Source organism: Photobacterium sanctipauli, assembly GCF_003026495.1.
Lineage (GTDB): Bacteria > Pseudomonadota > Gammaproteobacteria > Enterobacterales > Vibrionaceae > Photobacterium > Photobacterium sanctipauli.
This window is the reverse complement of sequence record NZ_PYMA01000003.1, coordinates 383,389-409,480: the sequence shown is the minus strand read 5'-3', so window position 1 is coordinate 409,480 and position 26,092 is coordinate 383,389. Positions and strand designations below refer to the sequence as shown.

Here is a 26,092-nt window from a genome sequence, read left to right as displayed (position 1 = left end):
TGTCTATAGTTGATACAGGCACTTACAGGATGTATGGAGAAGCGATGAAAAGGATGTTGGGATTACTAATTAGCCACGGTGTCGCGGTCGCGATTGGGTTTGCCTTGGGTATATATGCCTTGCCTATCTTGATTGCGCCAGAGGCACCGCCGGCTGCCGCCATTACCTCTGTTCAGCAACAAGCCCAATTTACCGCCACGTTTGAAAAGGATCGCCAAGACAGCGATTTTCTTCACTGGGGAGAAGGTGAAGTGTCTATTTCACCAAATGCAATCAGCTTTGTAGGCGAGCTGGCACCGGGGCCGGATTACAAGCTCTATTTGTCACCGGAGTACATTGAAACTGAAGCCGATTTTAACCGATTGAAAATGTCGATGGCGAAAGTGGGGGATATCAAAACGTTCGATCGTTTTATGGTGGAACTCGATGACTCGATTGATATCGCCCAATACAACACGGTGATTGTATGGTGCGAAACGTTTGGCCAGTACATTACATCGGCAAAGTATCGAGAGTAGTGCAATAGGGCAGAACGTTAACTGCTGATTTTATATTCAACTAGTTCCTTATGTTTGTGGCTTTTGCGTTACCTATCACAAAGGTTGCATATTGCTTGGTTGTATGTATTGGGTTTTGATTGGTTTTATAGATAATAAATCCATGCTTTCAATTAAAATATAGTGAGTTTGACTGTATGGATTTTATTTTCCCTGCTATTTTCCTGTCTGCGGTGATTGGTTTTAGTCTTTGGGGTTGGATGGAAGCAATCCGCGTTGTGTTCCGCTTCTAGGGTGCGTTTTCAAGTATTCCCTGCCCCTAATCAATAACCCCCCAATTAGTCATAAAGGCAGCTTCGGGCTGCCTTGTTTATTTTGATTCAGGTGAAAAGTCCAACGTAACCCTATAACGGCTCGTTGACTGCTGAACCTTAACTTGCCAGTGATATTGATTGGCTATTTTTTCAATTAGCTTAACGCCAAGACCGAATCCCTTATTACTGCTAAAGCCTGCCTGATCTTCGTTGCTGACTGTCACCCTTGAACCTTGCTGTTTTACATCTATAACACCCCCTGACGCATGTTGATAGGCGTTACTGATCATATTCTTCAACACGATCTGGCACGGGATCTCCGCTAGTTCAGCACTGTATGGTGAGGTGTGGCAACGAAGTACAACATTGCTGTCGATAAGGAGGTATTTCAGCTCCTCGGCGAGGTGCTTGATAGTCGCGTCCAGTTGGACAGCTTGAACCTCGACATTTTGCGGAGTGTCACGATTCAGCCACAGTAGGGTTTCGACCAAGCGGGTCATGGTTGTCGCTGCATCATCGATTCTGCCTACAACCTGGTTGGCGTTCTCCAGCCTGTTTTTTTCGGCCATTTTATTTAAAAGATCAGTGCTGGTACGAATGACTGCCAGCGGAGAGCGTAGCTCATGGCTGGCAAATTGCAGGAACTCTTCTTCTTTTCTGATACTGTGTTTTTGTTTTTCGATACTCTCGCTCAGTACATCGGCGATGTCGGAAAATTCTTTGTAGCGAAATTGGATGTCGGCTGGCTTTTGCTGGGGGTGAGTGCTGGACATGGCCTGTGCCCACGCCTTCAAGGACTCCAGAGGGGCAACCAATGACTTGAGCACGTACAGCAGCAGGGCAGAGCACAATGCCGCAAACAATATACTGAGCAAAAACGAGCGGCCGTAAATTCCCAGTGAAAAGTCACCGATACTCACCCCGGTATCTTTCCAGTTCACAGCCTTGGCGACATAGATAGGCTCACCCAGCTTATTATTGGCAAGCAAGACATAATAAAGCTTGGTTGGCGAGACAAACATCGGGTGCTCTGCTTTCAGCCGGGTCATTTGATTGAGTTTGCCTGGTGCCTTGCCGATGGCTTGCAGAAACACCGGCGGTAAGTCTTGCCACTGGCGTCGGAAGTGGAGGCCGTAGGCGTCGTGATCACCAATGGTGTTTTGCTCTGCCGCATCGCTCAGTATGTCATAGGTGACGGTGGAGGCCCCTTCCTTGTAATAGTCGAACATCAAGACGAAAAATACACGTGACATCAACAAGCATGAGACAACCGCAGTGATAAGAAAGACGGCTTTGATACTGGTTCTAGTCTGCATGGGGCTCCCTGATGGCGTAGCCAACGGACTTGATGGTGACAATAAATGCTGGCTCGCAGGCCGAGTCGATGTCTTTTCTTAGCTTGTGGATGTGAACCTTGAGATTGTTGCTATCAAGCGCTTGGTCACCCCATATCTCTTGCACGATGGTTTCTTTGCTGACCGCGTCGGGGCTGGCTCGCATGAGTAGCTCGAGAATCTTAAACCCGGTTGGGGAAAGCTCTATTGTGGTTTCGCCCCGTTTGGCTTGCTTTGAGCTAAGATCGAGCTCCAGCTCACCCACGGAAAGCTTTTTGACCTGGTTGCTGCGACGCCCTGAGAGTGCCTTGATACGCGCCACCAACTCCTTCATTGCAAACGGCTTAACCAGATAATCATCGGTACCGGCATTAAATCCTGTTAGCTTGTCTTCCAGCCTGTCCTTGGCAGTGAGCATAATAATGGGCGTGTCGTTACCTGACTTTCTGAGTTGTTCGCATACCGAAAAACCATCGAGGCGGGGAAGGTTTATATCCAGCACAATCACTTGATAATGTTGGCTTTTCGTCAGTTCGATAGCACCAACGCCATTATCGGCATAGTCACAAGTTAGCTCTTCCAACTCAAGGTATTCCATAATCGAGCGGGCAAGAGCTCTGTCGTCTTCAACAAGCAGTATCGTCATGGCTGTTATCGGGCCTCGGCGGTGGCAGGTAGCTGATGGTATAGATTGTGATTTTAGCATTAGATAACAAGAGACTAGGCTGTTTTGTGATGATTTGGGAGTCATGCATCGGGTGCTGCAACCATCAAGCTGAGCAATGTCTGCTTAATGGCTGCGTGCAGTTGGTCTTGGAAAGGCCGCTACAGTTGGAACACGTCAGAGAGTGTTGTGATCATTTGATCATAGCGAGGGTTGAAGGTCAGCCGGGCATGTACCTTGTCGGCTTCGCGGTGGTCCCATGCGCTAAACCACACCTCGCCACCGGCACGGCAATGGTCTTCGGCTGCTTCTGATTCTTGTCCGTTACGGCAAATAATTTCACTGCCGTTGATCCCGTAATAGGGGTTGTCGGGTGCATATAACACCCCCATGTGCGACATATTACTGACCCGTAGCTCAGGCACTCGGCTATTGACGAAGACGACCTTGTCCTCGGCTGGTTCAGGGCTGGTGCCGAACCACATCAGCTTGTTGTCGGGGTGGGTGAAGCGGTTTTGGAATACTTCACGGATCAGCCGGGTATCCAACACACTGTCATGTTCGGTGAGCACCATGAAGGTTGGGCGGTCGAACTGGCGTTGTTCCAAGTCTTCCATGGTGGCTTTGCTGGTGTGGTAATATTGGGCAAAACCATTGGTTGGCATCGCACTATAGCGAGCATAGTTGGTGACGCCGCTGGCCGAATTTGGCCTTAGCCAAGTTTTCACCGTTGATAGCAACGGGGTCATAAATGCCATTGGCTCGTTGGATTGGAAGCCCGGAGAGAACAACATCAACCCGGCTATATCTTGGTTGTCGGCCGCATGGAGGTAGGCCAGGTTCCCGCCGGTTGAGAAACCACCGAGATAAACCTCGTCAACTTCTTGTTCGAGTAACTGAACTTGCTTGTCCACCAATGCTTGCCAATCTTCGTGATCGGCATTGATCATATCGGCCGGGCGTGTCCCGTGGCCATTAAGCAATACGGTTCTAACCAAGAAACCTCGATCGGCTAGCGATTGGCTCACATCGACAAACGACCAAGGCGAATCTCCCAAGCCGTGGATCAGTAGAATACCTTTGCTTGGTTGCCCTTGCTCGTCTGAAGAGGCCGCTTTAGGTTTTACCTCAAACGGCAGATTAGCCTTAATTTCTTGCTGGTGGTTGTCGGTTAAGAATACCCGGTGCTCAGCCAGCTGCTGCTCGGTTTGCTCCACATAATCACTGAAGCTTTGGTAATTGGTGATGTGTGTACTGCCTGAAGGCTCGAACATCGGGTGCTCGACGGTGCTTTGGCATCCCACCAAGGCAGCCGAAGCCAATGCTAGGCCGCATAATGTTGTCTTGAATGAGAAAAACGGTTTGATTGGATTCATGCTTATTAAATAAATTACGCCGTTGGAATTAACGGCAACAAGATTAGCATTTGTTGGGTTAAGAGGCGGTTAAGATCGACACAGTATGATGGCATTATTTTTCAAGTAAAAGTCGTCGGCTTGTGTCAAAATGCGCCGTCTCAACCAATAAGTCTGGAAAACGATGAACTACCAAGCTGCTATTTTCGATATGGATGGTTTGCTTCTTGATACTGAGCGTGTGTGTATGCGCATTTTCAAAGAAGCGTGTGAAGTACAAAACCTCCCTTTCCATGAAGATGTCTACCTGTCTATCATTGGCCGTAACGCGGCAGGCATTGAAGGGATCTTCCGTGAGGCTTACGGGGACGACTTGGATCGCCTACATAATGAATGGCGCACCCGTTACAACGCGGTAGTTCAGCATCAGCCTATTCCAGTTAAAGAAGGTGTGGTTGAGCTCCTAGAATGGTTGAAAGAGCAAGGGCTGCCTGTTGCGGTTGCCACTTCGACAGCAAAAGAGGTGGCAACGAAGAAGCTAGCGTTGGCTGGGTTGTCTCAATACATTGATAGCCTGACGACAGGGTGTGAAGTCAGCAATGGTAAGCCGGATCCTGAAATCTACCTCTTGGCAGCCAGTCGCTTGAATGTTGAGCCTACTTTGTGTTTGGCGTTTGAGGATTCCAACAATGGTGTTCGCTCGTCGGTAGCAGCCAATATGATCAGCTACCAGATCCCGGATTTGGTGGAGCCATGCCAAGAAGTACGCCAACTAGGCCATTCCATTGTGCCTTCTTTGCATCAGGTACTTGCCGAACTGAAAGCCCAATCGTAAGAAGCGGCTCAATAGTGCAATGTTGCTGTTTTGAACAAATAATCTCTAGCTAAATGTGAATAAAATTTACCCAAACTTACACAGATCGGTGTAGTTTTGTTCACATGCCTATTGGATAATCCCCTTATAACCACAATTAATATAAGGGGAAAGAAATGCTCAAGAAGAATTCACTTACATGGCAGACGATTAGTTTACATTGGTTGACTGGGTTGGCATTTATAGCCGTATTTGCCATTGGCTTATACATGGTCGACTTACCAAGGGGGCCAGAAAAGGGTGAATGGATTGGTCTACATAAGTCTCTTGGGACATTGATTTTATTGGCGGCTTCTGTTCGTTTGTTCTGGCGATTAAAAGAAGGTGCGATAAAGGCCGCATCTGTAATGCCTGTTTGGCAAGATATTGCGGCAAAGTGTGTTCATGGCTTATTGCTTATTGCTTGTTGCAACCCTGGTCATGCCTATATCGGGGATCGCCATGAGTATTGGAAGTGGGCGAGGTATTGATATCTTTGGCTGGCAATTAATCGCTGCCGGAGAAGAAACGCTTTGGTTAAAAGAGCTTGGCTCTACTGTTCACCACTTTGCTGTTGAGATCATTATTGTTGCTTTTGTCCTACATGTTGCTGGTGCACTCAAGCACCAATTTATAGACAAAGACAGTACTATTTCCAGAATGCTTGGCCGAAGTTAGAAGCGAATAAATAGCTAAATGATGCCTCTTGATGAGGCATCATTTGTTTTGGACTGATGCTACTTTGCTATTTCTACCAAACACACAGGTGCATCGACATTGCACTGGTACCCGGTTGGGGCTAATTCGCCCGTTTCACTGTTTCGGTGAAAACTCGCGATATTGTTAGAGTGCTGGTTAGCGGTGAGCAACCACTTCCCATCGGCCGAAATAATAAAGTCTCGCGGAAACGCCCCGCCGCAATCATAGGCAGCCAGCCTGCGTGGTACTTCACCGGAAACGTTAAAATGACTGATTTTATTTTGGGCTCGGCATGACACGTACAGGTACTTCTCGTCGGTGCTCAGGCGGATCGCAGATGCGGCTTCACCATTGGGCGTTTCGGCTAACAAATCGCATTGGTGTGTGACTTGCCAGCCAGTTTTGCTGTTGGTCAGTACTACCAAGGTTTCTGACAATTCACAGACGACGTAGGCCGTTGTCTCGCTTTGATTAAAGACCAAATGGCGGGGGCCAGAGCCCGCAGGCATGGCAATGCTTTGATCTAACGCGAAAGCAGGTTTGTCAGCATCAGAGCTGTAGCCAAAGAAGTGAACAGAGTCAGTGCCAAGATCAACTATGGCAAGGTGGTTTGAGCTCTTAAGAAACGTCACTTGGTGGGCATGGGGCGAAAGCTGGCGATCTTTATTTGGGCCACTACCCTCTACATACAATTCACCGATGGCATCTAACGGCCCACCGTTTCCATCAAGTTGGTAAACACTCACATTGCCGGAGCCGTAATTGGCAACAGCCAGATACGGCGCTTTGATGTCGAGATGGCAAGGGTAGTCACCCGCAATAGGTAATGCTTGGCTGGTCGCAGATGAAATAAAGTTAAGGGCGGCGCCCTCTTCCCTTGCCACTTCGCTAAATGCGTACACGCCTTGTTTGGTTGCAGCCAGATAGGAGGGGTTTCGCAAAGTGATGGCATCATCTAAGCGTGTCAGTTCACCTGTCTCCGGGTTTAAAGTGATGTGGGCAATGCCCGAACTGTTGCTCGGTGCGTCGGTGTAAGTGCCAACGTAAAAATGCAGGTGGCTGTTCGCTGTCATGAAGAACCTTGTCAATATTGAATAAACTGCCCATACCATGCCGCCAGTGAGTGGTGACGGCAATCCTTATTATTAATCAATTGGTTAAAGTGTGATGTTGTTACCTTGTAGGTAAAAAGGAATGAAACAAAACACATTTGGGGCACTATTCGGGTATGAATAAAAGCGCAATTTTGTACAAAATCTTCAAAGGTAGATAAGCTAGACTGGCATCACAGGGAATAGTGAGTAAGCAATGCCAGATAAAACGAAACAATTTAAAGAAGATGCGCGATTTACGGTTGCCGACGAACTAGGCGGGCTTGAGTTGTTGCAGGCGAAATATAAGCAGCAAAACTTTTCACGCCATAGCCATGAGGGGTATACCATTGGCGTGATTGAAAAAGGGGCACAGCGCTTTTATCGTACGGGTAGTAATCATGTCGCACCTAAAGACCATATTATTTTGGTAAATGCCGATGAAGTGCATACCGGCCATGCCGCAACGGAAGGTGGCTGGGAATATAAAGCAATGTATCCCTTACCCGAACAATTTGGTGCAATGACCGAAGGCTTGGGAGCCCATCCTTCAGTTCCCTATTTCCCAGAGCCAGTTGTGCATGACCCTGAGGTGGCACAGCAACTTCGCTTGGTTTTTTCTACGCTAGAAAATTCAGATAATCGCTTATTACGGGAGACGCTGGTTTACGGTGCTCTCGTCAAGCTGATGGCAAGGCACAGCCGTAGCCGAAACGAATTTGAGCCCCGAACCCGAAGCCAAAAGCAAGTACTACTGGTTAAGACATTCCTTGATGATTTTCCGCAAGCAGATGTTTCCCTTGAGGAGTTGGCGGCTTTGGCGGGTTATAGCCCATATTATTTGGTCCGGGCGTTTCAAAAGGAATTTGGGCTTCCTCCCCATGCATACCAAATACAGAGCCGCCTGAGGTTTGCCAAAAAACTGCTTCGTGCAGGCCACCATATTTCTGATGCGGCGCAAGAAGCCGGTTTTCATGATCAGAGCCATTTCCATCGCCATTTTAAACGGGCGATGGGTGTAACCCCTAGGCAATATACACAGTCACTCACTTAGCCTTTGGACAATTTTGTACAAGTATTAGTGGTGGCGTTATGGCGAGATAAAGTCATGATGACACAAGATGATAAGTTATGGATACAACATTAGTGGATACCCCTGAAATGACGACGCCTGCAAGGTTATTTGGCCAAGGTGCCCTGGCAATGCTGCCATTGAGCGTGGCTGTGATCCCTTGGGGCTTGCTTGCCGGCTCTTTTGCGATTGATGCCGGGCTCAACCCATTTGAAAGCCAGGCAATGTCGGCCATTTTATTTGCGGGCTCGGCGCAGCTGGTGGCAACAGGCATGTTCAAGGCCGGCGCGGGGCTGCTGTCTATGCTGCTGGCAACCTTTTTTATCACCTCCAGGCATTTGCTGTATAGCGTGTCAATGCGAGAGAAAATCAGCTCGCTGCCACTTCGTTGGCGTTTAGGCTTGGGCTTTCTGTTGACTGACGAACTGTTTGCCATCTGTGGTCAGCAGTCAAAAAAGCAATTCAACCGTTGGTATGCGCTTGGGGCGGGGCTGAGTTTTTATCTTGCTTGGAATGCGGCCACCTTGGTGGGTATTGTGGCGGGTAGCTACATCCCGGCATTAAATGAATTGGGGCTGGAGTTTGCCGTTGCGGCGACCTTCATTGCCTTGGTGGTGCCGCATGTGTTGAGTCTTCCCGTTTTGGGTGCAGTGTTGGTTGCGCTGGGGCTTTCAATCTCCCTGAACTACTTTCACGTTGAGGGCGCATTGATGATAGCAAGCTTGGGTGGCATGGTTGCTGGCTATGGTATCGAGAAGTGGCGAGGAGAGCAGGGATGATCATTTTGTCTATTTTAGCTATGACGGCATTGGTGTTCTTGAGCCGCTATTTATTCTTGGAGCCGCGGCTTCCATTGAAGATTAACCCTGAGTTCCAGCGCCTGCTGAAATATTCCAGCCCGGCAGTACTGACGGCAATTTGGGCGCCCATTGTGTTCATGCCCGAGGGTGAAGGCCTGTGGTTAGCACTGGATAATCCATACTTGTGGTCGGCTGGATTGGCAGCGTTGCTGGCATGGAAAACCAAGAACGTGTTGCTCACAACAGTAGCGAGCATGGCGGTATTCTTAGTGTTGAATTTAGTGGTATTCACGCCCTCGGCTTAATTTCCCCCTTTTAATTTCTCGCCCGTTAGCGGCATTGCCACCAACCTAAATACACGGTGTTTAGGTTGGTGGCTCACGCCATTATCCCTTTATCTTGCAAAGATAATTGCAAAAAAATGCACAAAATTGCTAATTAGTGCAATTTAAAGCCGAAATTTGTTCCTGTTTTTTTGCGGGTATTTGCATTGATCTGCGTTTTTTTGCAGATTATGATGCACTCATTAACTAAGAGCGCATGAATAGGAAAAACCATGGCTGAGACACCTCTTGATCTAAATAATCCCGATACAAGGCAGAGCCTACTTGTCACTCGCTTGCAGCAAGGCGGAAATTTAGTCGCGAAAGATATCGCCGGGGAGTTGGCTGTTTCACTGGATACGATCCGCCGTGATTTGATTGCGCTAGAAAAGCAAGGGCTGCTAAAACGGGTAAAGGGCGGGGCTGTCCCAGCCTCTGTTCCGGCGAAGCCTTTTTTCGACAGGTTAAATGAAGCGAATGCTTGGCTTGCTGATGCACAGGTAACGATTCAGTCATTGCTCAATGGTGTGCAAACGCTGTTTCTTGATGGTGGCACTTCTACGCTCGCCATTGCGAAAGCCATTCCTGTTGGGAGTTCGATAACGGTTATCACGCCGTCACCTGTGATTGCCTCCCATCTACTGGAGCGCCAAGTCGATACCATCTTATTGGGAGGAAGGCTTCGGCCGCTGGGGGCGATAGCCACTGGGGCCAATACGGTAAGGGATATCGGCCAATACACTGCTGATATGGCTGTTTTGGGCGTATGCGGCCTCGACTGTGATTTTGGGTTATCAGCCGATGACTTGGATGAAGCCGATGTCAAAAGGACGATGGTGCAACAAGCACGTAAAACGGTGCTGCTGGCGAGTAAAGACAAACTTCATTTACGCTCACCTTATTTAGTTACGCCAATAGCAAACATTGATGTGCTGGTGACCAATGCTGACAGTCGCCTTGGCGAGTTTGTGGCAAGTGACATTGAAGTGATGACGGTGTGATTTTTTAATTCATACAGTAGGTAACATCCGTCTCTCTGTAGTCGGCGGCGATTGGTATTTCAGGTTGATGTAATAGATAGAGGTAAAAATGAAAATTGAACATGTGGCAATGTGGGTACGTGATTTGGAAACAATGCGAGAGTTTTACCAAACTTACTTCGCAGCTGATGCCAATGATAAGTATGTGAATGCCCAGAAAGGCTTTTCATCCTATTTTCTAAGTTTTGATAACGGTGCACGTTTGGAAATCATGCATAACGATAGTATTCCTGTTTCTAATCAAGACCCTATTGCGCAGTTTACTGGCTTTATTCACTTGGCGGTATCGCTGGGCTCTGAACAAGCCGTCGATACATTAACCGCACGTTTAGCTAACGACGGGTATAAAGTGATTGATGGCCCGCGACGTACCGGAGACGGCTATTATGAAAGCGTGGTGCTTGATCCAGAAGATAACCGCTTGGAGCTAACTTCCTAGCGGCTGAGGGTGTGAAGGGGCGTATGTCGTCCTGATTTGTTTTGGTGCAATAGGAAGGTGAAATGAACATTAAAGCTGTGTTGTTTGATATGGATGGCCTGATCTTCGATACCGAAGGTTTGTACAAAACTTGCTGGCAGTATGCGGCGGATGAACAGGAATTATTGTTAAGTGATGATGATTACCAGTCGTTCATTGGTGTGCAAGATGCTGAATGCGAGCGCCGCCTAGTCAACCAGTTTGGCGAGATGCTGGATCTTGCGCGCTTCCGTCAGGTTCGTGATGCGATGGTGGTTGCCGAGCGTGAAAAAGGTGTTGCCTACAAACCGGGATTTGATGTGATTTTTGCTTTTCTCAAGCAACAAAACTTGAAGTGTGCCCTGGTGACTTCGTCAGCATTGGCGCAAGTGAAGCACCACTTTGCCGACTCCGGTTACCTAGCGCAGTTTGATGTCGTGATTACCTCCGAGAATGTGACTAACGGAAAGCCTGCGCCAGATTGTTATCTAATGGCCTGTGAGCAGTTAGATATTGCACCAGCAGATTGCTTAGTGTTGGAAGATTCCAACAATGGTATGCGTGCTGGTCTTGATGCAGGTTGCCATGCTGTGATGATCCCTGATTTGCTATCACCTGCTGCTGATGTGGCCGAGCGGGCGATGGCCATTGTGACGTCATTATCAGACGTTAAAGCGTATTTATAGCGATCAAATCAAATTGTGCCCTGGCGAGTTTTGCGAATAATAGCTGGGGCATGAGTTTTCTCTTTCTTTCTCAATTATCAGACCGATTGAATACCAATTTCGCTAATGTTAATTACTGCTTAACCAAGTGGTAAAAATAATAAGATTTAATTAATTATCACCTGCCTTTATCCTCCCCCTTGCCCTAGCAACCCCAGGGCGATGAGGAGAGATAACATGGAAAAATCAACGGCTAAGCATTACCTGAAGCCACCATTGCTTCACCTGATCCTTGCGACACTTATCGTTGCAGTTTGGTCTCTTTACCGAATGGTGCAGGTGGGTAATGTCGATTTCTTTGACGATGGGCTGGATTTCTCTATCGTCTTAACCGAATCAGACAAATAAATGTGTGGCACCTGCGAGTTGGATCAATGTTTCACGTGCTAGTTATTTCAATGTGTGATCGCACCAAGATGTCTTAATTTTTTGCTCTGGCACTATAGTTGTTTAGAGGCAAGAGTTGATTAGAAACAAGCAACTAGCGAGGCGGCGATGCAACAGATTGGCGAGAACATTTGGGCGCGTGAAGATTCAATGAAAATGATGGGATCTAAGCTTGGGCTTCGGATGACCATCATTCGTTTATCAGACGGGAGTGTGTGGCTGCACTCACCAACGGCATTATCCGATGAGTTGAAACAGCAAATCGATGCAATTGGCCCAGTGAAGGCGATTGTTGCCGCCAGCGACAACCATAGCAAATGGCTACAAGAATGGTGCGACGCATACCCCGACGCAGATGCGTATGTGAGCGCGGGTATCCCACGAAAAGTTCCGTTATCCAACTACCATATTATTCAGCAGGGGATGGAAAACCCTTGGCAAGACGATTTGATATGGGCAACCATGCCGTCGGTTCCCTTCTTTAATGAAACCGTCTTTTTCCATGAAAAATCGGGCTCGCTGATTGTGACCGATATGATCCAAAACCACCCAGAAAACAAAGCGACAGGATTGGCAGGCTTTATGAATAATTACATCTTTGAGCCAATTGGCTTTAAAGGGAAGTGTGTCGCGCCGCCATTGAAAATGGGATTTGCTATCAAGAATAAGCCAGCCTTCAGCACGTTTATTCGTGAGATCCAAAGCTGGGACTTCTCGCAAATAGTGGTGACCCACGGTGCGATTATTGCCGACGATGCCCAGGGTGTTTTCAAAGACATATCTGCTCGCTTTCTAAAGTAAAGTCTTATTGCTAAGCATGTTGTTGCGATAGTGAGCACTTAGTTATATTGGGTTAAATTAGGGCTTTACAGCTTGCTCAAACCTCCGTATTATTTGCCGCACTTACGGAGAGATGGCTGAGTGGTTGAAAGCACCGGTCTTGAAAACCGGCATACGTTTGTAGCGTATCTAGGGTTCAAATCCCTATCTCTCCGCCACATTCAAAAAAGCCCAGCAGAAGTGCTGGGCTTTTTTACATTTGAATCTAGGGTTCAGCCGAGCGAAGCGAGACAACGTTGCTAGCCGAAGGCGCTTTAAAGCAACGGCCCGTAGGGCGAAGTAAATCCGCAATACCCTCGAAGCACTCCGCCATATTAGAGCCTCGCCATACAAAAATAATTATTTTCACCACATCGCTTGGCCTTAGGGTGACTTTTCAATGTATTGCGCTGCTAAGTCTTAGATAGGCGGCGCCTGTCTTAAAGCTAAGACAATGTATAAGGTTTTAGCTGAGCAGGTATAACTACACTTTCCTGTCAGTGCAGCAACGTCTGTTGGAGGAGAGTATGAGTAAACATGTGATTTGGGCATTGTTGATCTCAGTTGTATCTTTGGTTGGCTGTCATGATGAAGAGTTTACCTTTGATGTCACTTTATCGGGGGCGCAGCAAGTGCCGCCGGTGGAAACAATGGCAACGGCCAGCGGGGCGGTAACCTTGCTGGTTGAAAAGGGTGATGAAGAGCATTTTGTTACCCTAACCTCGACTACGAACAAGAACCCACCCCAGAAACACGAACATAAGTATAAGCACAAGGATGACGACCCAGATCCTGATCCAGGACCAGGGGAGGGGGATACTTACACCCTAAGTGCCGAGGTTGATGTGTCTAATGTCGACAATGTGGTGTCTGTTCATATCCATGAAGGTAGTATCGGGACAAATGGCCCAGTTGCTTTCGAGTTTACTGACAATGGCGATGGCACCATGAGTGTTGAAAGTACCGAAATCACCATGGAACAAGCAGATATGTTGATGAACGGCGAATGGTATCTTAATGTCCATACCCAGCAGAACCCACCGGGTGAGCTACGAGGGCAGATAGTCGATGCCAATACAGAAATACTGGCGTTTGTGCTTGATGGCAACCAAGAAGTGCCAGCGGTTGATACCGATGCCAGTGGGCTAGGGTATGCCACGTTAAATACCGAAAGTTATGAGCTTGATTTGAAAGTGATTACAACGGGTGTTGATGATGCTGAAGCGGCGCATATCCATGAGGGGGAAATTGGTACCAATGGTGGCGTGGCAGTGTTCTTAGAACAAAATGCAGAGGACCCAACGGTATGGCAAACACCGGAAGATACGACACTTGAGGCTGATGTCGCCAATACGTTGCTTGCGGGCGGGCACTATGTCAACGTCCATACCCCGGGCGTACCGAGTGGTGAGATCCGTGGCCAGATTGTCAATGAGATGGTCAAGATCTTTGCATTTGGTTTAAGTGGTGATGAAGAAGTCCCGCCGGTTGTCACTGATGGTTCTGGCGATGGCTATGTTTGGTTTGACCGCTCTACCAGCGTGTTGTCAGTACTGGTTATTACATCCGGCCTGGAAGGTGCGTCGGCAGCGCATGTCCATGAAGGAGAGGTTGGTGCCAATGGTGGTGTAGTGGTTGGATTGGTGCAAGATGGCAGTGATGTGAATGTATGGCGCAGCCCAGACAACGTCACACTCGATGAGGATACCGCGAATACCTTGTTGGCCGGGGGGCATTATATCAATGTTCATACCCCTGAGGTCCCTAGTGGTGAAGTGCGAGGCCAGATCGACTAGTAAGCAAAAAGCCGCTGAACATCAACGTTCAGCGGCTTTTTTGTGAGTATCGAGGTTGGCAGAGTAAGTCCAAAGCATGGACTTAGTGCCCAGGTACTAGTGCTTAGTGCGCTTAGGGCCGTTGCGAACCAAGTCTTTACCGTTCTCGTAAACTTCTTGGCTAACCCAGCGGCCTAGAAGCAGTTGGTGCTTATCGTCGAGTACTGCGATAAACGGACGGCCATCGGTATTGTTGGTTGCCAGTGCGACACCTGCAACGTCTTTCAGGCCAAGGCCGCCATCTTCGATAGAGATCAAAAAGCGCTCTAGCTCTTCCAGGTTGTCGATGATATCTAGTTCATTGTTCATGGGTTAAATACTCTTTGTAACTTGGTAAACCTACCTACTTAGTTAAAGCATAAGGTACTCTCATGCCCTTTGGTAGATGTACTGCTAAACGGTAATGTTGGCCGTACTTTACAGGTGATAGTGCAGGATTGAAACCATGTCGGTATCAATTGCCTTAGAAGCAACCTAAGCCTACGCCGCATCTTCGATATTGAGGTACTTTTCTACATCGACTTCATCGCACTGCTCTGGCTTGAGGTATAACTTGGCGTATTGCTGGTGAATCCCACTTTGCAAGAACAGGCGGAACAGGGCGATATCCAAGTGCTGATCAAGCGCCATCTTGTACATGATATCGACGGCCACGCTCACTGGCTTGGCTTTTTTATATGGCCTATCAGCGGCAGTCAGCGCCTCGAAGATGTCGGCGATCACCAGAATGCGCTCAGGGATCGACAAGTCGTCACCCGTTAGCTTTCTTGGGTAGCCCGTGCCTTTTAAGGTCTCGTGGTGAGTGGACGCATAGCGTGGGACGCGGCTGAGTTCTTCTGGGAACGGCAGGTTTTCAAGCATCTTGATGGTGCTGATCATATGCTCGTTGATTTTGTAGCGGTCTTCCTTGGTGAGCGTGCCGCGGCTGATCGATAGGTTGTAGATTTCGCCAAGGTTATACAGGTGCTCCGGTACATCGATCTTGATACCAAACTTAGGGTCAAACTCTACATCACGATCGCGGTGGATAATGTGTTGTGGCTTATCCGAAAGCAGGGTTTCAGTAACTGGCACTTGTTGTGGTGTATCGGTAATGGCGATCTCCTCAATGGGGGATAAACCCAGCCGATCATCGAAGTGGCGGATCCAAGTTTGGGCGGCGATACGTTCGATGTTGTCGACTTTTTCAGGGCTTATAAACTCACTACCGACATTGGCTTGGGCGATGAAGGCAAAGTCCTCCTTAAGTTGCTGTTGCTTGCTTTTTAGGGCCTGTTTTGCCATTTCGCTTTCTTCGGGTGAGGCCATGATATGCCGCAGCGCAGCGATTTCTGCATCACGCCACAAGACTTCAAAGCGGGTACGGATTTCATGGATGCGGTTGTAGTTGGCTTCCAACTTTGTGCCCTTGTCCACGATGTGCTCCGGCGTGGTGATCTTGCCACAATCATGTAGCCATGCCGCAATCCTGAATTCGCGCCTTTCGTCATCGTTTTTGAATTGGAAGTGATTGAATGGGGGCGTATCGCTTTTTTCGGCAGCTTCTGCCAGCATCAAGCCCAGCTCTGGTACACGGTTACAGTGCCCTGCGGTATAGGGCGATTTGTCATCGATCGCTTGAGCAATCAGCTTGATGAAAGATTCAACAAATGCTTCTTGGGCTTCTTCGTGTTTTTCGAGGGCTTGCGCCATGTCTTTGACATCGCGGGAAAGCTCCCAGACTTCCTTGATGGGAGTATCGATTAGTGCGACATCATGGTATTGCCGAGCTTTGATTTTCTTGGTTTCTCGCCTTAACTGCTGGATTGGCCTCACGATAGGGGCGCCAAAAAACCAAGCGATCGGTAGTGTCAATGACATGAGTACAACGGTGATAATGATCGCCGTGGCAACCTTCTCCGATACGTCATGGTAAATCACCTGTTCGGGAATGATTACGGAAAGCAACTCGTTGCTGCCCGAGTCGCGGCTGATTGGTGTCATGTAGATGAAGCGCTTTTTGCCGTTGATTGTGCGCGTCACAATCTTGCCGTGTTCAGCCTTGTTGAGTGAGAGGTCGACCAAGGCTTGGTAGGGGAGAACCGTGTCGCTTTTCTCTATTTTTTCAGCCAGCCATTTTTGGCTTAAGACATGTTGCTGTTGCAAGCTGATGTTGTTCAAGGCGGCATTGATGATAGGTACCAGGGCGGCGTGCTCAGGTTGGAGCACAAGGTAAAACTGGTTAGGGTAGCGGCTATCAAGGTCGGAGAGCCCATCATGGAGCTTAAGGTTCTGGTAGTAGTATTGGTTTAGGCCATAGGCCAATACTGCCCGGGTATCGATTAAGGCATCGACAGTACCGTTTTGTACGGCCTCGAACCCTGTTTTTAAATCGGCAACTTCTTTTATGGTGATGCTGGGGTAGTCTTTGATGAGCTGTGGCGTTATCGACCATCCAGCCAAGATGGCGATAGTTTGGTTATCCAGTTCAGCCAGCTGCCTGATGTCTAGGCGGTTATCTTTGGTGATAAGGGCAAATGGCAGCGTATAGAGCGGATTGGTGTAGTGCCCTTCGATGCCCGAGTTATCCCACTTTTGCAGCGAATGCAGGCTATCTAACGACTTTAGATGGTACTGGTTAACGAGCTGCTGCCAGGTAAAGCCATTGATGAATTCAAAATGTAGCCCTGTCATCGCCTCGATTAGTTGGATGACCTCAACCGCATAGCCTTGTGGTTGCCCTGATATGGCAAAGTCCATAGGCGCCCAAGCATTCTGGTTAGAGATTTTAATCGACGGTGTGTTGGCAATGATTTGTTTCTGCTCTGGCGATAATAGTAGTGGTTGGGATAGCGGAATCCTTTGCGAAGGCTGCGCGGCCTGGTTGGACGCGATGATCTCACCGGTTTCCAAGTGAAGGTAAGACTCTATTTCTGGATTTTCTTCCAGTCCAAGCGCTGTCGCGCCGATTTTCGAGGCAACGGATGACAGGGCGATATCCATACCCAGTACATGTCGCTTGCTGCTAACTTGCTTGTTGCTGATGAATGCGTAGGAATAGGTTTGGCCGGTAATTTTTAAGTGCTTGAACAGGTAAGGGGCGGTTTTGGTTACCGAATCGAAACTGGCCGAGGTATACCACGGCCTTTCTGTTGGGAAATAGTTGCTTTCGGTGGTTTTCTTGGTGCGTAAGTTGAAGGTTTCGCTGTAGTAGGCGGTTTCTCTGATGCGGTTATCTTTATCACCGGTGATCTTGATGACCACCCAACGGTCGATGGCTTTTGCCCGTATCCTATCCCTGACGACAGGGGAGGAATCCAAGTTGATTACCTGATAGAAGTTTTCGTCTTCCGAAGCCACATAGATACTGTAAAACAACGGGTTGTCTTTAATTGCCTCGGTCAGGATTGAGCGTATTTCAACTTCGGTCAGTGGGGCATCAATGGCACGGTTAACTGCTGCCAGCAGACGAATGGTGTGATTGGCATCGACATTGAGGGTGTGGATATAGTCACTTAACTCGCTAGATGACATTGCCAGCGTGGATAGCGCGTGCTCTGTTGCCATCTTTTTACTGAAATGATATTGCAGGGAAATAGCCACCAGCGCTGTCAGTATTGTCGCGATAACGAACATTACACCAACAGTAAGGCGAAGGGAGATCTTGAATTTTTTCATACCGACTCAATCCATGAATAGGTTAGCAAACGTCCTGTTTTAAAGCCTTTTCTTATGGTTGCTTGTTTGGGGCTGGCCGTGTTTTATGAATATTAGTTTTATGAGTATTGGATTTATGAATGTCAGCACCAAGAAAGCTCATCGACTTTAATAGCAAATAGTAGCATATAAGTCGTTAAACAGTATGGTGTATTATCTATGCGGGATAGTGAAGGCGGGGGGAGGCTGGGTGACGGGCAACAAAAAAGGCCGCCTAGGCGACCTTTCATCGTTTAATTCTTAACTAAGAATTAAAGCTTAACAACGTTAGCTGCTTGAAGACCTTTTTGGCCTTGTTCAACTTCGAAAGACACTTTCTGGCCTTCAGCAAGAGTCTTGAAGCCTTCAGAAGCGATAGCACGGAAGTGAACGAATACGTCAGCGCCGCCGTTGTCTTGAGAAATGAAACCGAAACCTTTCTCTTCGTTAAACCACTTAACAGTACCAGTGTTTGATGCAGACATGTTATGCCCCTTTTTAATTCAATTAAATAAATAGTGTTGCGCTGTAAGCTGAATTATTAACTTTCACGTAAAGCTAAGGGAAACACTGAGGACAAACACGATAACGCAAATGTAACTGAGGGTTCTACTTATTACTTGATGTTTCATTAATAACTCTGTATTTCAGAGCGAGATGAATAGTACCTGAAAATATTAAGAAGTAAAGGCGATTATTTGAAAAGTACCTTAATGCGACAAAATCGAGATTGACTGCCACACTTACGGCATGGAAACAGAGCGATGTTGCAAAGCTGAAAGGAGATGCAGTTATGAAGAGAAGACGATTTATCGAACTGTTTTCATTGGCATTTATTTTTCCTTCATGGGCGTCAGGACGCAAGCCGCTTACCCCCAAAGATGCCGAAGGGCCTTTTTATCCTGTTGAGGTAATACCACTTCGTGAGGATCTGATCCTAAAAGAAAACGGGTTAAATGGATCGCCGATGGTGCTAAGTGGGCGTGTTTTTGATCAGCAGGGCCAACCGTTAGCAAACATGAAAATCGAGATCTGGCAGTGCGACGGGGCGGGTATTTACCATCACCCGAGGCAGGCCAACACCGAAAAACATGATAGCCATTTTGCCGGAAATGGTGCAGTGGTCACCGATGAGCAAGGCCGCTATCAGTTCCGCACCCTGTACCCTGTCCCTTATACCGGGCGACCACCGCATATTCATGTCAAGCTTTGGCGGGGCCATAGTGAACTGCTCACTACCCAGTTGTACCTGAAAGGCCAAACCGGCAACGAATGGTGGGGCAAGAACCGGGACTTGTTGCAAATGTCACCGCAAAAGAGTGCGTCGGGCCAATACTCCGCAATTTATGATTTTGTGGTTTGAATCGATGACCTCAGTGAATTTAGTCGTACTTCTGATTGAGTAATCCCATCAAGCAAAGGATGTTTTGCTATGGTTAGCAATGCATGGAAATTCCTTTGGTATTGATGACTTACTTCAGTGGGTAGCGGCTTATGGAAATGGATTGGGTTAACGGTGTACTCCAACTAAATGGCTTTTTTTGCTGTAACGGTGGGGATTCTTGTCCTGTTTGTCGGACGAAGGCTAAACAGCCTGATACCCATATTGAAAGAGTTCAGCATTCCCAAGCCAGTCACCGGCGGGATCCTGTTTTCGTTACTCATTGCCCTCGTCTATGCCACTACCGACATCGAAATTGAATTTGATTTAATGGCCCGTGATGTCTTGCTGGTGTACTTCTTTACCACGATTGGGATCAACGCCAGTTTTAAAGACTTGCTTCGCGGTGGGATGCCATTGGTGATTCTATTGGTGATCACCATCGGCTATATGATTATCCAAAACCTCACTGGAATTGGTGTAGCGGGTATGTTCGGCCTAGATCCCGCCGTCGGCCTGTTGGGCGGCAGTATCTCGCTCATCGGTGGTCATGGTACCGCCATTGCCTGGGCGCCGCGAGTTGCTGAAGAGTTTGGTATCTCCAATGCGATGGAAATTGGTATCGCCAGTGCGACCTTTGGTTTGATCTTGGCCAGTTTGATGGGAGGACCCATCGCCAAGTTTTTGATCACTCGTCACCAGCTAACGCCTTCCACCAAGGAGCAGTTGGACGTTGGTGTCAGTGATGATAATGGCGGTGGAAAGCCAATCACGGCTTATGATTTTCTCGATGCCATTTACGCGATTCATATTTGTGTCATTGTTGGTTTTTTATTAAATGAAGCGATTGCTGAGTTTGGCTTGCAGTTGCCCTTGTTCGTGACCTGCTTATTTGCCGGGATAGTGATCACCAATGTGATCCCTGACTCTTATCCTCGTGTATCCGGGGCGGTGTGGCCGTCACGGACACCAGCCATTGCACTTATCGCCGATATTTCTTTGGGTACCTTCCTGGCCATGTCGCTTATGAGCATGCAGCTTTGGACACTTATTGATTTGGCTGCGCCAATTTTTGCAATCCTGGCGGCCCAGTTTGTGGTCGCGGTGCTAATTAATATCTTTATTGTCTTTCCGGTTATGGGGAAAGGCTATGGTGCGGCTGTGATCTGTGCGGGGTTTGGTGGCATCTCGTTAGGCTCAACACCCACCGCAATGGCAAATATGTCGGCAGTGTCTCAGCGCTACGGTAATTCTCATTTGGCCTTCATCATCGTACCGCTGGTATGTGCTTTCTTTATCGATATTGCCAATGCGCTGATCATCCCTTATTTCTTGGCGAATTTTTAAAGGATGCGTTTAAAGCCATTTTCTATTAGAAGCTAGGTAACCGAGGTGTTGGTTACCTAGCTATCTCATTGTGGTGAGGCTTTCATGCATTAGGTTTTCGCTGGCGAGAGGAATAGCCAAAGCCCAGTAACCCTAAACCGAACAGCGCCAGTGAAGCGGGTTCCGCTACTTTGAAAGCATCCGAGCCTTCGTCAATCGTAATTGCCGCCAGTGAAAAGTCCATAAAGCCAGTGTCTGCTATATCAAGTACCAGGGCTGTAAGTGTTGATGAGCTCGTGCCCGATGCATCATAAGAAGCAAAGCCAAGGCGATCCGTTGCAGTACCAGTCACACTGGTAGTTGGAGGGGTATCAAACAAAATAGTTGCCACTTCGGCTTGGCTGTTGTTTTGGCCTTCGTTGGCGAACAGATCGAGAAACTGGACGTTGAGAAAATCAAGACTAAGCGGGTTGTTTGTTTCATCAAAGAAGCGAACTTCTATTTTCTGTAAGTTGTTAGAACCCCCAGAAATCTCGTCGTTTCTTACACCCAGGCCATCACCATTACATGCAAGACCCGTTACAGCCATACAGCTGCTGTGGGCTTCGCCTGCATTGAAGGTGTAATTGGTTGGATTGCCATTATTTCGGAATGCTTGCACCTGTACATTGAAAGTCATACCAGAAGCTGAGGTATAGCTCTGTGTTTGAGGGGAGGCAGGCGTTCCCCATTTTGTTGAGTCGGTAAAGTCGATGACCAGCGCATTGGAGTAAAAGCTGGTGGTCAGTAGTGCTGTTGCTGCAAGTGTGGGTAATAGTTTCATGATAACTCCGCTTCCATCATAACTAAGAGGTGTATGAAGAATTATCAAATTATGTGCCAAGAATTTATCACTATTTTATCAATGACTTATGTCCACCATTGTCGATATTAATAAAAACTGTATACCTTATGAGTGTTAAGTCTTTGGGTTTATTTGGTAAGCTTTTGTTTTATATGGTAAATATTGGAAAGGTATTTTACTGGCAGATATTTTGTGTGCATTATTAGGCTATCACGTTGAGAAAAATGCTGACAAAGTAAACCGAATACGAAGCAATGTGTCGGCTAATTGGTTAAATTTACCTAAAACTGCCTGTTTCATCAGATATTGGCGTTTTTGTTTTAAGACTCATCGTGCAACTTTTGTCTTAACTTGCAATCAATGGTGTCTGTGAGTTCATTAAGACTTGAAGCATGTCGGATTAATTTACATTGAGAGCATGCTGGTTGCGGCTATCTCTTTAGCTGGTTAAGTACATGTTCCCTGTCCCCATCGGCCACGACCTTGCCCCTATCCAATACGATAATTCTATCGACGACTTCTAGCATGCTGGACTTGTGGCTGAACAAAAGCAGGGTGTGGTGCTTATCAAGCGAAGTCAGGTAGCGCTTGAAATGTTGTTCGGCGCGGTTGTCCATGCTGCTGGTGGGCTCATCCAGCAGTAAAATGTTGGGTTGCGAAACCAAGGCCCGGGCAATGGCGATGGCTTGTTTTTGCCCGCCTGACAACTGGTTTCCGTTTTCGCCAATTTGGCGGTTAAGTCCCGATGGTTCGTGCTGGATAAAATGGCTGACGCCAGATTGTTCGCATGCTCGTTGGATAGCCTGCTCACTTGCCTGTGGCTGGCCCAGGATAATATTGTCGCGGATAGAGCCGAAGAACAGCACGATGTCTTGCGGTACGCAGCCTATCTGATGGCGAATATCAACGGGGTTGAATTGGTGGATGTCGGTATTATTCAGCCGGATGGCGCCGTCAGTCGGCGGATAAAGCCCCATGATAAGCCTAAGCAGGGTGGATTTGCCCGAGCCTATCTTGCCAATAATGGCGACCTTCTCCCCCGGCTGAATAGTCAGGCTGATTCCATCGAGCGCCTTGGTGCTTGAACTTGTATCCTTTGCGCCTTGCAAAGGGGCTGAGGACGAAGGGTAGCTAAAGCTCAAGTGGTCACAGCAAATAGCACCGCTAAGACTCACGCTTGATAGATAGCCCTGTTGCGGGTTTAGCTCGCTTGGGCTTGCCATGAGCTGGTTGATGATCCCCATGGCAGACTTGGCCTGCTGGTAACGGGTTGAGAGCTGCGACAGTTGCACCATGGGAGCAATGGCACGGCTAGTCAGCATAGAGGTGGCAATCAAGCCGCCGACGGAGAGCTCGCCGGCCGCAATCAGGTAGACCCCGAATACGATAACCGCGATAGACACACCTTGTTGCGTCGTGCTGGCAACGCTGCCAACCGAATCGGTTAGGCGGCGGGACTTGATACCCCAGTTGGCCATATGGGCGACCGCTTGTTCCCACTTGTATTGGAATTGGCTGCTGGCATTGAATAGCTTGACGGTTTCAAACCCAAACAAGCTTTCAACAAGATTGGCTTGCTTTTGCGAGGCGAGCTTCGAGCCTTCTTCGATGCTGGTTTGCAGTGGCTTTTGCACGATTAGGCTGTAAACAATCAAGATCAGCACGGCAGCAATGGGAATGATCACCAACGGGCCTGCAATCAACCAAATCACCAATATGAAAAACAGGGCGAAAGGTAAGTCGATGGCGGCGGCGATAGTTGAGGAGGTAAACAGTTCGCGAATGGCCTCGAACTCTTGCAGGTGACGGGCGAAAGCCCCTACCGAGGGTGGACGTGCCGCACTCTTTAAGCTTATGGCTTTGCTATATATGGCCGATGACATCAGGATGTCTGATTTCTTGCCCGCAATGTCAATGAAGTAGTTCCGCAGTACTTTAAGTAATAAGTCGAAGCAGAGAATGACCGCCATCCCGCTTACTAACACCCAAAGCGAATCGAAGGCTTGGTTGGGCACAATTTTGTCATACACCAAGCGGGTGAACAGTGGCAGGGCGACGGCAAACAAATTGAGCAAAATAGAGGCGATGAAGACATCACGGTAGATAGCCTTCGATTGCCAAATGGTATCCCAGAACCAATGTGAGCCAGCTTTGTCGGCCGACTCGCTGCTGATAGGGCTACGCTCATCGAATTGGTAGGGCTTTTTCAGCAGAAAGAGGGTATTGAGAAACTGCTTTTCAAGCTCATTGATGGGCAGCCATTGTTTGATGAATTTATGATTGTTTTCATGCTTGTTTTCATAATGGTTTTCATGCCTGCTTTCACCGCTGACATTGAGGGCGACATGGGCTTGTTGGCTTTGGGGGTTGATATCCAGGACGACACAGGCTTGGCGGTTTTCCATCAGCACCACAGCGGGGAGCAACAGGGGCGAGAGTTGCGACAGTGGGATGTTTTCCTGAATGGCCGATAACCCCGCGTTGCTGGCGGCCCGGGGAAATAAATGCGGAGTGAGTATGCCGTCAGGTAAGGGTAACCCGGCAGTCAAGCTTTTGGCTGAGCAATGCTGACCGTAATGGCGACAGACCAATGTTAGAGCGGCGAGTAGGGGATCATTCATCGTCATCCCCCTTGGTATATTGAGCCACGACATAGCCTTGGAAGCCTTCAACCCCGAATTTAGCAAGGGTTTCAACCTGCTGTTTGGTTTCTACCCGGGTGGCGATTGAAGTGATGCCAAGGTTGGCTGCTGCACGGGTAATGGCCTGAAGGGCATCGGTTTTGACCTCTTCGTCAAGTTGGCGGGTGTAGGTGAAGTCCAACTTGATATAACGGGGGCGGAAATTTTGCAGGTAGCTGGAATTAAAATGGGCACCACAGTTATCGACGCCAAATGAATATTGGTGCTGGGTGATAATGTCGCACAGTAGCCGGGTTTGCTCTGGGTGGTGAATGAATACGGTTTCGGGCAGCTCAAATAGCAGCTGTTGGCTTAACGTGGGTTGAGCTGCCAGAAGGTTATCAAGCCAGTGCGTGAAGCCGCCGTCAATCACCGTGGTGGAGGCAAGGTTGAGTGCGACAAAGTGATGCCGGTTGCGCAGGGCTTCAATGGCTTTCTCTATGATATAGCGATCGATTTCGCTGGTACTGTTTAGCGCAGCCAATGGTGGGAAAAATTGCCCGGCGTTGTAAGTGCGGTTCTGGTATTGAACCGAGGTAAAAAGCTCTCGGTGCAACTCTTTGCCAGCGCCGTTAATGGCTTTTTGGTAGCTAAAGTTAATTTGCTCTTCCGCCACCGCAAACCTTACCAGTTCAAGCCATTGCTGCTTACCCCAAAAAGGCGTGGCCTGTTTCGCTGGTGGTCGGTCAACGACGGCGATTTTATCAACATGCTGCCTGGCGACGGTTTGGATGTTGTCACATTGGGCCAGAAAATGGGTTAACGAGGTGTGGCCGTCAATGTCAGTGCCTTGTTTTGAAATTACACCGATAATCACCTCGTTATCTGCCTGTAGTGCTTCTTGGTGAGAAAAGGTTGCCTGGGCAAGGTTGATCATGTCAGCACGGAGTGTGTGCGCCAGTTGCCCAAGGGGGATGTCATTGGCAAGCGAGTCATGGTTGATCAGAATAAATTCGCTATGGCTAAGCCGGCCTATGTGCAGGCTTGGCGTTACCAGTAGTGTCAGTCTATCGCCTACCGCCTTGGCGAGCTGTTTGGCTTCGGCATACTGGTTGGCTTGGCGCAGCTGGCTCAAAGCCGGAATGGCAATGATCATCACCCCTGCTTGCTCAGACGCCGCTTCTTCTGCTAACCATTCTTCCAGTTGGAGCAGCGATAAGCGCCGGTTACCTAAACCGGATTCGGGATCTTGATAAGCTCGCTTACGGAGAATGTCCGCTTCGGCTGCTTGTTGGCTGAAATGGCGCTTAAGTTGATGGGACATGTGGTTGAAGGCGACCACCAAATCTTTTAGTTCTCGGGTACTGGGCTCGGCCAATGCTTCACCGAAGTTATTGCTAGCAATGGCCTTGGCTTTTGCCTGCATAATGCCGAGTGGTTGTTTGACTATGCGGTCGAGCAGGAACTTGAGCGCCACCATGCCGATCAAAAAACAGAGACCAACAGTCCATAATAGCTGTTGGGCACTTTGCCAAAGCTTACCGTAAGCGATGGACGAATGGCTGGTGACGGTTATTTTGGCAAGCTGAAGCCATCCGCTGGTGATGGTGTTGGACTCCGTGGTGCTAGGGATTGTGAACCATTGCTGAAACCAATTTGGCACGTGGCTAGGTGCAACGGGGTATGTTCGCTCAAGTACCTGTTTGGGCTCGAATACCTCTAGGGTCACGCTCTGATAGAAGCTACCGTCAAAAATGGCATTGAGCACCGACTCAATCACCACAGGATCGGTCTCTTCCAGATAGGGAGAAAGGGCTAGGCCAACGGCATTCATCGCATTGCGCATCTCTACCGATTGCTGTTCCATCAGGAAGCTTTGGGTGGTGGAAAGCTGATTAGAAAAAATCCCCGCCAATAGCAGGATAAACAGTAACAGCATTCCGATGAACAAGCGGCGGTAGAGAGTCATAATTGTTTCTC

General features: G+C 48.3%; 23 protein-coding genes, 1 tRNA gene and 1 pseudogene. 15 read left to right on the top strand and 10 right to left on the bottom strand.

Annotated elements, in window-relative coordinates:
• Positions 1–44: 44 nt before the first annotated feature.
• Positions 45–518 carry a DM13 domain-containing protein gene (locus C9I98_RS08035; protein ID WP_036820331.1) on the top strand — a complete coding sequence of 158 codons (474 nt, stop codon included), beginning with the start codon at positions 45–47 and terminating at the stop codon, positions 516–518.
• 349 nt (positions 519–867) lie between these two features.
• Here C9I98_RS08035 and C9I98_RS08030 read toward each other — a convergent pair whose 3' ends face one another.
• The 3 genes from C9I98_RS08030 to C9I98_RS08020 all read right to left on the bottom strand — a co-directional run bounded on the left by C9I98_RS08030 (position 868) and on the right by C9I98_RS08020 (position 4,185).
• Positions 868–2,127, bottom strand: coding sequence for a sensor histidine kinase (locus C9I98_RS08030; RefSeq protein WP_036820328.1), 1,260 nt, complete (start codon positions 2,125–2,127; stop codon positions 868–870).
• On the bottom strand, positions 2,117–2,791 hold the full coding sequence (locus C9I98_RS08025; RefSeq protein WP_036820325.1) for a response regulator transcription factor: 675 nt from the start codon (positions 2,789–2,791) through the stop codon (positions 2,117–2,119). Before C9I98_RS08025 ends, C9I98_RS08030 begins: the two co-directional genes overlap by 11 nt.
• A 179-nt stretch (positions 2,792–2,970) precedes the next feature.
• Entirely contained in the window at positions 2,971–4,185 is a 1,215-nt protein-coding gene (locus tag C9I98_RS08020; protein ID WP_051902089.1) for an alpha/beta hydrolase, read from the bottom strand.
• Between the two features lie 163 nt (positions 4,186–4,348).
• Between C9I98_RS08020 and C9I98_RS08015 the strand changes: the two genes are divergently transcribed.
• Together C9I98_RS08015 and C9I98_RS08010 are read left to right on the top strand one after the other, a co-directional pair.
• Positions 4,349–4,999: an HAD family hydrolase gene (locus tag C9I98_RS08015; RefSeq protein ID WP_036820323.1), complete on the top strand. Its 651-nt coding sequence runs from the start codon at positions 4,349–4,351 to the stop codon at positions 4,997–4,999.
• A gap of 155 nt (positions 5,000–5,154) precedes the next feature.
• Positions 5,155–5,695, top strand: a pseudogene (locus C9I98_RS08010) (cytochrome b).
• 59 nt (positions 5,696–5,754) lie between these two features.
• Here C9I98_RS08010 and C9I98_RS08005 read toward each other — a convergent pair.
• Positions 5,755–6,789 (bottom strand): lactonase family protein, encoded by a 1,035-nt coding sequence (locus tag C9I98_RS08005; protein WP_036820321.1) that lies wholly within the window; start codon positions 6,787–6,789, stop codon positions 5,755–5,757.
• 235 nt (positions 6,790–7,024) lie between these two features.
• On the opposite strand from C9I98_RS08005, the gene C9I98_RS08000 reads away from it, so the two are divergent.
• From C9I98_RS08000 to C9I98_RS07960, 10 genes are all read left to right on the top strand, one after another.
• Positions 7,025–7,861, top strand: a complete 837-nt coding sequence (locus tag C9I98_RS08000) for an AraC family transcriptional regulator (protein WP_107271828.1) — start codon at positions 7,025–7,027, stop codon at positions 7,859–7,861.
• Positions 7,862–7,938: 77 nt separating this feature from the next.
• Positions 7,939–8,658, top strand: a complete 720-nt coding sequence (locus C9I98_RS07995; protein ID WP_211318311.1) for an AzlC family ABC transporter permease — start codon at positions 7,939–7,941, stop codon at positions 8,656–8,658.
• Complete coding sequence (locus C9I98_RS07990) at positions 8,655–8,984, top strand: AzlD domain-containing protein (protein WP_036823412.1); 330 nt, start codon at positions 8,655–8,657, stop codon at positions 8,982–8,984. Before C9I98_RS07995 ends, C9I98_RS07990 begins: the two co-directional genes overlap by 4 nt.
• 251 nt (positions 8,985–9,235) lie before the next feature.
• Positions 9,236–10,003: a DeoR/GlpR family DNA-binding transcription regulator gene (locus C9I98_RS07985; RefSeq protein ID WP_051902234.1), complete on the top strand. Its 768-nt coding sequence runs from the start codon at positions 9,236–9,238 to the stop codon at positions 10,001–10,003.
• A gap of 88 nt (positions 10,004–10,091) precedes the next feature.
• A complete protein-coding gene (locus C9I98_RS07980) occupies positions 10,092–10,481 on the top strand; it encodes a VOC family protein (protein WP_107271827.1) in 390 nt (129 codons plus the stop codon).
• 62 nt (positions 10,482–10,543) lie between these two features.
• The gene (locus C9I98_RS07975) at positions 10,544–11,185 is read left to right on the top strand and encodes an HAD family hydrolase (protein ID WP_036828617.1); all 642 of its coding nucleotides are present in this window, start codon (positions 10,544–10,546) and stop codon (positions 11,183–11,185) included.
• A 216-nt stretch (positions 11,186–11,401) separates the two neighbouring features.
• Positions 11,402–11,572, top strand: coding sequence for a hypothetical protein (locus C9I98_RS26500; RefSeq protein WP_158262670.1), 171 nt, complete (start codon positions 11,402–11,404; stop codon positions 11,570–11,572).
• Between the two features lie 147 nt (positions 11,573–11,719).
• Positions 11,720–12,412 carry a DUF4336 domain-containing protein gene (locus tag C9I98_RS07970; protein ID WP_036823702.1) on the top strand — a complete coding sequence of 231 codons (693 nt, stop codon included), beginning with the start codon at positions 11,720–11,722 and terminating at the stop codon, positions 12,410–12,412.
• A gap of 106 nt (positions 12,413–12,518) precedes the next feature.
• Positions 12,519–12,609 (top strand) — tRNA-Ser (locus C9I98_RS07965).
• Positions 12,610–12,957: 348 nt separating this feature from the next.
• A complete protein-coding gene (locus C9I98_RS07960) occupies positions 12,958–14,226 on the top strand; it encodes a CHRD domain-containing protein (RefSeq protein ID WP_036823704.1) in 1,269 nt (422 codons plus the stop codon).
• A 96-nt stretch (positions 14,227–14,322) separates the two neighbouring features.
• Here C9I98_RS07960 and C9I98_RS07955 read toward each other — a convergent pair whose 3' ends face one another.
• From C9I98_RS07955 to cspE, 3 genes are all read right to left on the bottom strand, one after another.
• Positions 14,323–14,574, bottom strand: a complete 252-nt coding sequence (locus C9I98_RS07955; protein WP_036823705.1) for a hypothetical protein — start codon at positions 14,572–14,574, stop codon at positions 14,323–14,325.
• Positions 14,575–14,745: 171 nt separating this feature from the next.
• Positions 14,746–17,922 (bottom strand): HD domain-containing phosphohydrolase, encoded by a 3,177-nt coding sequence (locus C9I98_RS07950; RefSeq protein WP_036823706.1) that lies wholly within the window; start codon positions 17,920–17,922, stop codon positions 14,746–14,748.
• A 290-nt stretch (positions 17,923–18,212) separates the two neighbouring features.
• The gene (gene cspE / locus C9I98_RS07945) at positions 18,213–18,425 is read right to left on the bottom strand and encodes a transcription antiterminator/RNA stability regulator CspE (RefSeq protein ID WP_036823707.1); all 213 of its coding nucleotides are present in this window, start codon (positions 18,423–18,425) and stop codon (positions 18,213–18,215) included.
• Between the two features lie 308 nt (positions 18,426–18,733).
• On the opposite strand from cspE, the gene C9I98_RS07940 reads away from it, so the two are divergent.
• Positions 18,734–19,303 (top strand): dioxygenase family protein, encoded by a 570-nt coding sequence (locus tag C9I98_RS07940; protein WP_036823708.1) that lies wholly within the window; start codon positions 18,734–18,736, stop codon positions 19,301–19,303.
• Between the two features lie 168 nt (positions 19,304–19,471).
• Complete coding sequence (gene gltS / locus C9I98_RS07935) at positions 19,472–20,668, top strand: sodium/glutamate symporter (RefSeq protein ID WP_420848096.1); 1,197 nt, start codon at positions 19,472–19,474, stop codon at positions 20,666–20,668.
• A gap of 82 nt (positions 20,669–20,750) precedes the next feature.
• On the opposite strand, the gene C9I98_RS07930 is transcribed toward gltS, so the two are convergent.
• From C9I98_RS07930 to C9I98_RS07920, 3 genes are all read right to left on the bottom strand, one after another.
• Positions 20,751–21,470 (bottom strand): PEP-CTERM sorting domain-containing protein, encoded by a 720-nt coding sequence (locus C9I98_RS07930; RefSeq protein ID WP_036823709.1) that lies wholly within the window; start codon positions 21,468–21,470, stop codon positions 20,751–20,753.
• Positions 21,471–21,922: 452 nt separating this feature from the next.
• Positions 21,923–24,112: a type I secretion system permease/ATPase gene (locus C9I98_RS07925; protein WP_107271826.1), complete on the bottom strand. Its 2,190-nt coding sequence runs from the start codon at positions 24,110–24,112 to the stop codon at positions 21,923–21,925.
• Positions 24,105–26,081: a bifunctional diguanylate cyclase/phosphodiesterase gene (locus C9I98_RS07920; protein WP_107271825.1), complete on the bottom strand. Its 1,977-nt coding sequence runs from the start codon at positions 26,079–26,081 to the stop codon at positions 24,105–24,107. The genes C9I98_RS07925 and C9I98_RS07920 overlap by 8 nt, the downstream gene beginning before the upstream one ends.
• Positions 26,082–26,092: the final 11 nt, after the last annotated feature.